6 protein-coding genes and 1 pseudogene are annotated in these 9,281 nt (G+C 39.2%); 4 read left to right on the top strand and 3 right to left on the bottom strand.

What is annotated here, in order from left to right; translation table 11 throughout:
* From MRT15_RS07155 to MRT15_RS07145, 3 genes and pseudogenes are all read left to right on the top strand, one after another.
* Positions 1-356 (top strand): annotated as a pseudogene (locus MRT15_RS07155) (MFS transporter); the annotation flags it as partial.
* A 64-nt stretch (positions 357-420) separates the two neighbouring features.
* Positions 421-2,364 carry an arginine--tRNA ligase gene (locus MRT15_RS07150; protein WP_304329269.1) on the top strand — a complete coding sequence of 648 codons (1,944 nt, stop codon included), beginning with the start codon at positions 421-423 and terminating at the stop codon, positions 2,362-2,364.
* 50 nt (positions 2,365-2,414) lie between these two features.
* A complete protein-coding gene (locus MRT15_RS07145; RefSeq protein WP_304329267.1) occupies positions 2,415-4,844 on the top strand; it encodes a valine--tRNA ligase in 2,430 nt (809 codons plus the stop codon).
* Here MRT15_RS07145 and MRT15_RS07140 read toward each other — a convergent pair.
* Positions 4,779-5,432, bottom strand: coding sequence for a hypothetical protein (locus MRT15_RS07140; RefSeq protein WP_304329266.1), 654 nt, complete (start codon positions 5,430-5,432; stop codon positions 4,779-4,781). The genes MRT15_RS07145 and MRT15_RS07140 overlap by 66 nt on opposite strands.
* A gap of 102 nt (positions 5,433-5,534) precedes the next feature.
* Between MRT15_RS07140 and MRT15_RS07135 the strand changes: the two genes are divergently transcribed.
* Positions 5,535-5,873, top strand: a complete 339-nt coding sequence (locus MRT15_RS07135; RefSeq protein WP_304329265.1) for a hypothetical protein — start codon at positions 5,535-5,537, stop codon at positions 5,871-5,873.
* Positions 5,874-5,928: 55 nt separating this feature from the next.
* Here the strand turns inward: MRT15_RS07135 and MRT15_RS07130 are convergent, their stop codons facing one another.
* Together MRT15_RS07130 and MRT15_RS07125 are read right to left on the bottom strand one after the other, a co-directional pair.
* The gene (locus MRT15_RS07130) at positions 5,929-6,741 is read right to left on the bottom strand and encodes a formate/nitrite transporter family protein (RefSeq protein WP_304329264.1); all 813 of its coding nucleotides are present in this window, start codon (positions 6,739-6,741) and stop codon (positions 5,929-5,931) included.
* A gap of 88 nt (positions 6,742-6,829) precedes the next feature.
* On the bottom strand, positions 6,830-9,178 hold the full coding sequence (locus MRT15_RS07125; protein ID WP_304329262.1) for a DUF1854 domain-containing protein: 2,349 nt from the start codon (positions 9,176-9,178) through the stop codon (positions 6,830-6,832).
* Between the last annotated feature and the right edge of the window lie 103 nt (positions 9,179-9,281).

Here is a 9,281-nt window from a genome sequence, read left to right as displayed (position 1 = left end):
TGTTCATCTTCTACCTATTATTGGGCGTTTCAACCATGGCTTTAGTCTTCTTAGGCTTTAATCCATTCTTATTTGTATGTTTAAGTTTTGTTGTGGCTTTGTTTGGAGGTTCACCCTTCGCCTTCTATCCATCAATTATAGGCGATTACTATGGTTCTAGGTATGCCACTGCAAATTATGGTTTAACTTATACTGCTAAGGCTTGGGCTGGATTAATATCGGGTTGGTTGACTGGATACTTGTACATGGTCTTCGGCTCTTATGATCAGATACTGCTATTCCTCTCATTTTCATCCATTGCCGCTGGTTTTGCCTCCCTCCTCCTAAAACCTCCAAAACCTCCTGTTGAGAGGTAGCATTCTGGTTTTAGATGTAACTCTAATTTTATATGTCTCCTCCCACAATCTCCTTTTGGGATTTATGGTTGAATACAATCCGTTTGGGAAGTTTAGGTTTGAATGCGCTGATGCAGTTTCAAAGGTTTTGAGTGGGATTGGTGTTAGTGTTTCAAATATATTTTTGGAGAGACCTCCCAGTGGTATTTCAGCTGAAATGGCTTTCCCCACTTTTCCATTGGCTAAATCATTGGGCGTAAGCCCTACGGATCTTGCTTTAAAGATATCTAGGGGGATTGATCTATCCAATTATAGTCTTATAGGTGGTGTTGAACCTTCTGGTGGATATGTGAATTTTAGGGTTAATTATCAGAAGCTTGCATCATTAACCTTTGAATCCATTGAAGTTTTAGATTACAATTATGGCTTCATACCTGTGGATAAGCCTCTTAGGATTGTTGTGGAGCATACCAGTGCCAATCCCATACATCCACTCCATATAGGTGCTGGTAGGAATGCTATTTTGGGGGATAGTTTGGCTAGGCTTTTGAGGGGTGTTGGTCATAAGGTTAGGACTCACTTCTACATAGATGATGTTGGTCTTCAAGTTTCAATAGCGGCATATGGGTTTATGGGTATTAGGGATAGGGTTAAAGTGAATTTGAAGCCAGATCACTTCATAGGTTTAGTTTATGCCATAACCAATTGCCTAGTTGAGATTAGGAGGTTGAAGGATAGATTGGCAGTTTTGAAATCATCCCAGAATCCAAATCTAGATGAGATTTCAAAGTTGAATGCTGAGCTTTCTGAGTGGGTTTCAATTGCCGATGAGTTGAGGGGTAGAAATCCTGAACTCTTTGATGCATTGCTGGATTACGTTAATTCTGATGCTGACCCATTATCTTCAATAAATAAGCTTGATTTGGATTATGAGCGTGGAGCTGATTATGCTAAGAAGGTTATACGCGATCTTTGCAATATGGTTATTGAGGGGTTTAAGGAGACTCTTTCAAAGATAAATGTTCATCATGAATTCTGGGATTGGGAGAGTGATGTGGTTTGGAGTGGGGATGTGGGTAGGGTTTTGGAGAAGCTTAAGGGTACTGGATACTTGAAGTTTGATGGTGTATGGATATTTGATGTGGAATCTGCATGTAGAAGTTTGGGTTTGAAGAAGCTTTTTAAAGTTGATGAGCATCATGAGCTTCCGGAACTCGTTTTAACTAGGTCTGATGGTAGAACCCTATACACCACTAGGGATATAGCTTACACGATAAGGCAGTTTAGGGATGCTGATATGGTTATACATGTTATTGGGAATGAGCAGTCTCTAGCTCAACTTCAATTGAGAGTTGCATTGGCATGTATGGGTTTAATGGATTACGCTCTAAACCTATTGCACTACTCCTATGAGTTGGTTCATCTACCTGGATTTAAAATGTCCAGTAGACGTGGTAGATATGTGGATCTTGATGGATTGCTCAATGAAGCTGTTGAGAGATGTAAAGTTGAGGTTTTGAAGAGGAATCCCGGTTTAGATATGTCTGAAGTTGAGAATATAGCTAGGATTGTGGCTGTTGGTGCTATACGTTATGCCATGCTCTCAGTATCGCCAAGTAAGAGGATAGTTTTTGATTGGAGTAGGGTTTTGGATTTCAATCAGAATAGTGGTCCATTCATACAGTATGCCCATGCAAGGGCATATAATATTATGGTTAAGGTGGATTGGGATTACAGCAATTACGATGCTGGTAAGCTTGTGGATCCTTTGGAGCGTAAGTTGATTCTGGATTTAGCCATTTTCCCTGAAGTTGTTTCAGATGCAGTTTCAAAATTGAGTTTCGAATCCCTCTGCGCATATTTAAACGATTTAGCCATGGACTTCAATTTATTCTATGATAATCTTCCAGTTTTAAAGTGTAGTGATGAGGGGTTGAGGAATGCTAGGGTTATGCTCGTTAAATCGGTTATGAGGGTTCTTAGAAATGGTTTAGGGATTTTGGGTATAGAGGCTCCTAAGAGGATGTAGATTGCGAAAAGTTTATTTCACATTCCAAAATTATAGTTTACTGCTGATTGGTGAGTCTTATTGGTGAAGAGTTTAAACCCATTATAGCTGAGAAGCGTTGGGATAGGGCTGAGGAATCTAAGATTATAGAGTCTTGGTGGTCTGAGGGGGTATACAAGTTCAATTATGATCCAAGTGATGATAGGCCTGTAATAGTATTCGATACGCCACCACCATATGCTTCAGGTCCATGGAATGTTGGAAACTTGGCTCATTACATGCAGATAGATATGGTGGCAAGATACTTTAGGATGAGAGGGTATAACGTTCTACTCCCCTTCTACGCTGATAGGAATGGTCTTCCAGTGGAGGTTCAAGTGGAGCGTAAATTCAATTTAAACATACATGAATTTGCCTCAACACCTAACGGTAGATTGGAATTCTTGAAATTATGTAAGGCTGAGCTTGATTCCGTGGAGAAGATTTTGGTTGATGGGTTAATTAGGGGTGGATGTAGCTTTGAGTATTGGCCTCATGGAACTGATAGTCCAGATTATAGGCGTATAACTCAAGCAACATTCATTGAATTGTTTAAGCGTGGACTCATATATGAGGATGAGAGGCCTGTAAATTGGTGTCCACGTTGTAGGACAACACTTGCAGATGCGGAGCTTGAGTATAAGTCTGATGTAGCCAAACTATACTACATTAAGTTTAAAGTTCATGAAACCGGTGAAGATATAATTATAGCCACAACTAGACCTGAACTTTTAGCTGCATGCTCCATAGTCATATACAATCCACTTGATGATAGGTATAAGAGGTTGCGTGGTCTCCATGCAGTGGTACCAATCTATGGTCAAATAGTCCCAATAGTTGAGAGGGGGGAGGCTAAACCGGATTTTGGAACTGGGCTTGCCATGATATGTAGCTATGGCGATAGTGTAGATGTCAAGATTTTTAGGGATATGGGTTTAGAGCCTAGGATTATAATTGACAAGGATGGAAGGATGAATGAGCTTTCAGGCTTCCTTAAGGGGTTGAGTATCGCTGAAGCTAGAATGAAAATTGTGGAGGAGCTTCACTCCAGAGGGTTGATAGTTAAGGTTGAGGATATCATTCATGAACGTCCAGTTTGTTGGAGATGTAAAACCCCAATTGAATTCATAAATTCCAAGGAATACTTCCTCAAACAATTGGATTTTAAGGAGGATTTGAAGAGAATATCTCAACTCATGACATTCTATCCTGAGGAGCATAGGAGGAGGCTCTTGGATTGGATTGAATCCATATCCACCGATTGGCCTATAAGTAAGGATAGATATTATGCCACTGAAGTCCCTGTTTGGAGGTGTCTTAATTGTGGTGAAATCCTATTGCCAGAGCCTGGAGGGTATTATAGGCCTTGGATCGATGACCCCCCATTTCAGCAATGCCCGAAATGTAATGCTCCTAGGGGTAGGCTTAAGGGGGAATTGAAGGTGCTTGACACATGGTTTGATTCTTCCATAAGCGTCTTATATGTTTCAAGGTATGGTGATGATAAGCTATTCAATAAGCTATTCCCAAATGCTGTTAGGCCTCAAGGTTATGATATCATTAGGACTTGGCTATACTACTCAATTCTAAGAATATATCAATTGATGGGTAAACCTGCATTCAAGTATGTTAGGATTAGTGGTATGGGTTTGGATGAGAAGGGGGAGGCTATGCATAAATCTAAGGGTAACGTTATAGATCCAGAGCCATACATTAAGAAGTATGGTGTGGATGCCTTTAGGTTTTGGGCTGCTTCAGCCTCCAAACTTGGAAGCGACTATAGGTTTTCAGAGCAACTAATTAAAACTGGATCATTATTTGTTACCAAACTTTGGAATATATCTAGATTCATATCATCATTCCCCCGCCCAAATCCAAGTGAAATTGAACTTAGACCATTGGATAAGGCTATGCTCTCAAGTTTAAACATGCTCTTAGATAAATGTATATCGGCATATAATTCCATGGACGTCTACACGCCTGCAAATGAAATTTACAATTTCACATGGAACATTTTCGCATCACATTATATTGAGGCTGTGAAGTCCAGAGCTTACAACTTCGATGGAAAATACCCAGCTGAGCAGCAGAGAGCTTCATGGTACGTTCTACATGAAGTTTTAAGCAACGTTCTAAAATTGTTGGCACCAATAATGCCAATAATAACTGATTCCATATGGAGGAGGCTTTACTCCAAGAGGAGCATACATGTCGAGAGAATTATAGATCCTAGGAGTGATTGGAATTATCCATCTAAACCTTTGGAATTACTTATGAACGCTAATAGCAAGATATGGAATTTGAAGAAGAGTTTAGGGTTAAGCTTAAGTAGCCCACTAAAAGTTGAAGTAAAGTTTTCCAAGGAGTATGCTGACATAATTGATGAGCTTAGGGATCTACATAAGCTGGAGAATTATAGGCTTCTCGAATCCCATGGGGAAACTATAGAATTCCATTACTAAATTATCATCGAAAATTATGGCGCCACTTTTCAAACTAAACCAATAATACATCCTTTCACGCTTTTCATTAGCTATACCTATAAATCCATCCACAATTAAATGTGTCAAGTATCCCATGAAGCCAGTTGCGGATGGAATGATCCTCATCCAAAATTCATGCCAGAAAATACATGAAATCACAAAGATTAATAAACTATAAATCAATGCTGATTCAACGTTATGGAAGCATTTACTCTTAAACGAATATATTGGTTTAGCTCTACCGATCAAACTGTAATACAATATTATTGGAGCTAGGGAGAGATACATGTATTTTTCATACCACAATGATTCTTCATATTGATTCTCCGTTTTCCTTACAAGTATATCTATGTCTGGTAGAAATCCACCGTAAAAGAAGGTTATGGTTGAGAATAGCATCAACCCCATGACATCCACATTCCATATTAAGCTTAATATAATCATAAATCCCATCAATGGTATAATTAACCTCTTAAAACACCATTTTAAAAGGTTTGTATGCTCCTTTAACTCTTCAATTAACTTTTCCAACTTCACAATATTCTCAGCAAGTATCAAATCCCCCAATTCAGCCACCATATAGAATTGAGCCTAAACAATTTTGGGGTTATTTAGCTTACACACTTAATACTTAAATTCTGTGGCACTCTTATATTGTTTGTGTCGTGGATGGAGGATTCTATCAGCTTCACCTACCTCTTTTGGATTGTACTTGGATTATTCATGATTTTTGAAGGCCTCTCTTCCAGCGATACCATTACATTAACCCTCGGCTCAGCTTTATGCTTCACCACAACCATGCTTATAATGTCATCTACAATTGCCATAGATAAGCCTAAACTGAAAACAATATTGAATATACTATCCATAATTGGCTCCCTTGCAATTCTCATGTATGGTTACATTGTTACTGGAAGCATTTTCCTAGAATTTTTGATAATGATGGCAATAGCATTTTCAGTAATTCTATATATGCTTCGTGGAAAACTTATGAAATACAAGCATTAGCTTCCTTTACTCCATAAAAATGAAATGGGGGTTGAATGAGCCTTCCCATCTCCCCTCATTTCCTTAAGTATGCATACCAATAGAGCATTCCAACGAAAAAGCCGCCTCCAATAATATTCCCAATGGTTACTGGTAGGAGATTGTTGCATAAGAAGCCCTCCCATGTGAGGTTGGTTATGGGCTCTCTAACTCTAACCATAATTTCAGGAACCCCCTTTAGGAAAATCCCCATTGGAATGAAGTACATATTAGCGACGCTATGTTCAAATCCAATTGCAACGAAAGCCATTATTGGGAATATGCAGGAGAGTATTTTACCAGTTACGGTATCTGATGAGTTTGCAAGCCAAACTGCTAAGCAAACGAGCCAATTGCATCCAATCCCCCTCATTAACGCCTGTATGAATGGAAGGTTCACCTTCATGTTTGCTATTGAAATAGCCCTTACACCAACAGCATAATTCCCCATCGAATACAGTCCACTAAGGAAAACTATGGAGGCAAGCAATACAGATCCTATGAAATTCGATATGTAAACGATTATCCAATTCCTAGTCAGCCCCCTCCAATCTATTTCTCCACTACAGAGCGGTATCGTCATTAGGCAATTACCCGTAAAAAGTTCAGCTCCAGCGATCACGACAAGCATCAAGCCCACTGAGAATACTGCTCCACCCAACAATTGTGAAAGGCCGAGGCTGATTGAAGCCAAATCCTGCGTTACAGTTATCATCAATTGGCATCCAAAACCTATATAAACTCCAGCAAGCATTCCAAGTACAAACATCTTGCCCAAAGGTAGTTTGGATTTCTCTACCCCAACTTTACATATGGCACTCGCAATTTCAGGTGGAGATTTTAATGGCATAAATCTCCTCCCCCCTCTTCTTACAATAACTTTTAAAGCTTTTTTCATGTGCCAAAGTTTAGGAATCCCCCTTACTACTTGTATACTTTTATCTCTTGGTTTCAGGTTGATTTGAATAAGCTTTTTCCAAATGTTCCCATGGATTTTCTGTTTGTAAAGCTAATGAGCGTAAACCGTTTCTCACGGTTTTGCTTAAGTTCTTCATGTTAATTATGTAAAACCTTTGAGGGGTTGGTATGGTGACTTTTTCACCGCTAATTGTTATCATGTTGGTTGGAACAACCTCCTGCATAATTTCCCCATTCTCCCCCTCAAGAATCAACAGCACATTTCCAGTTCTCCCACGTCCTCCCATAGGACGCCCCATTCCGCCACCCAGCCCGCCCAGTGGGAGTATCTTAACTATTTTCTTAACATTTATGAAGTTGTATTCCTTCTGCAGATGCATCTTTAATGCGTTTATGCTTTCATCATCCATACGGGTATAATCTTCTATTATTCCAACTTCCCCTCCCTTAGAGTCGTAGAGGATCACCATATTTGGATATGATAATGGAAATGGAAGTCTAGCTGCAACCCCCTCAATAATTCTTCCTTCACCAAGCTTTACATTTAAACTTGATTCATTAAGTTCAATATGAATGGATTTTGGGTCTAGGACACTTACTATCTTATCAACGTCGAAGTTAGGTCTCTCCTTGAGCTGCCCCTCTAACTCATTTACGATTCTACCATAATCCACTTCAATCAATCTATTCACATATTTTATTAAAGTAGGTCTATGGGATATTATTATCAATGTTGAATCTCTTGTAAATCCTAAAACGTTGTTTATTATCATTTGCTCCAACTCAATGGTTACATTGGAAGTGGCTTCATCCAGAATTAGTACCGGAGGCGCTTTAATTAATGCTCTGGCAATGCAGACCATTTGCTTTTGCCCCCCTGAGAGCCTCCTTCCCGCCTCTCCTATATCGGTATCGTAGGCTAGTGGTAAGCGCATTATGAAGTTATGAGCATAACTCATCTTGGAAGCTCTAATAACGTCTATCGGTTTCACATTTCTAGATCCATAGGCTATGTTTAGGGCAATTGAACCGGGTAGAAGCAATGGCTCCTGGGATACCATTACAACTTGATCCTTAAGAGATCTAAACCTTATCTTCCGTAAATCTACCCCATCATAAAGAATCCGTCCCCTTTCAGGATCGTAGAGGCGTGTTAAAAGTCTTACGAGAGTAGTTTTTCCGGCACCGTTAGGTCCAACTATTCCAACAACCTCCCCTGGCTCTATCTTTAGGGATAACCCCCTAAGAACGGGATTCCCCTTAATATAGGAGAAGTATACATCCTCCACTTCAATTCTACCTCTAATATTAACATCCACAGCGTTAGGTGACTCGGAAACTGATGGTTTAACCTCAAGAACTTCCAAGATCTTTTCATAGGCTGTTTCAGCTTGCACATACTGGGTTGAGAAGGTGCCTAGAAACTGAATTGAACCATAAATTCTTGAGAGATAGCTGAGAACTGCTGTTATGGTTCCAATGGTGGTTTCCCCATTAATAACCATAAATCCACCTATAAGCATCACAATTACCTGAGAGAGGCTCATTATGTAATTTATAGCCTCAGAGAATGGTATATTCAATTTAGCTAGATCTATATTTGCATCGTAAATTTCCCCAGCATATCTCTTGAAACGCTCAATTTCAACGTTTTCTCTTCCAAGAACTTTGACGAGGCTTATGGATGAAATTATGGAGGTGACATGAGACATGAAGTTTGAGGTAGCCTTCCAAATCCTCATAAATATGAAGTAGGCCCTCTTTTGATATGCCCATAAGCTTAATAGTACTATTGGGACGGAGAGTAGAGAGATTAAAGCTAATTTCAAGTTTAATGCAAAAACCACTATAAGTATTCCAATTAACGTTAATATATTCGTTAGTAAGTTGGGGAAGCCATCGGTTAGGAAGGCGTTAATTTGCCTAACATAATCAAAGATTCTTGCGACAATATCTCCCGTTATGCTTCTATCATAAAAGTCTAGGCTTAAAGCCATCAAATTTTTATAAACATCATTCCTCATATCCAATGTAACCCTGTTACTAATAACAGTCATAATGTATCTTCTACCAATGGAAGTAATAGTTCCAATCAGTTGCAAAACCACTAGAAGAACAACATAGTATACGAGGAGATTTAGGTTGCTCATGGGTATCAAGACACGGTCTATAATCTCCTTGGTGATATATGGAGGTAGGAGACTAATAGCCGTTGAAATGAAAAATAGAATCATACTTATGGAGAAAGGCTTCCAATAGGGTTTTAAAATCTTAAGTAGCCTATACCATTTGAAGCTAAAGCTAAACCTAGACGTCCTTCTTATTTCCACACGTTGCCGTTCCGCAGTATTGGGAAATTTCCCCCTCATATTTTAACCACTATCTTATTCCATGAATTTAAAACTTCCTAGTGCAAAGTGCAAAATATTTGTAATTGGCAGAAGTGGATTTTAATGCATTTCTCCGCTGCAA

Source organism: Candidatus Culexarchaeum yellowstonense, from assembly GCF_024707025.1.
Lineage (GTDB): Archaea > Thermoproteota > Methanomethylicia > Culexarchaeales > Culexarchaeaceae > Culexarchaeum.
This window is presented reverse-complemented; position numbering and strand designations above follow the sequence as displayed.

Excerpts from the sequence above, each read along its gene's own strand:
- MRT15_RS07150 (WP_304329269.1), top strand. The coding sequence starts at position 421 with ATGGTTGAATACAATCCGTTTGGGAAGTTTAGGTTTGAATGCGCTGAT.
- MRT15_RS07135 (WP_304329265.1), top strand. The coding sequence starts at position 5,535 with ATGGAGGATTCTATCAGCTTCACCTACCTCTTTTGGATTGTACTTGGA.
- MRT15_RS07130 (WP_304329264.1), bottom strand. The coding sequence starts at position 6,741 with ATGCCATTAAAATCTCCACCTGAAATTGCGAGTGCCATATGTAAAGTT.
- MRT15_RS07125 (WP_304329262.1), bottom strand. The coding sequence starts at position 9,178 with ATGAGGGGGAAATTTCCCAATACTGCGGAACGGCAACGTGTGGAAATA.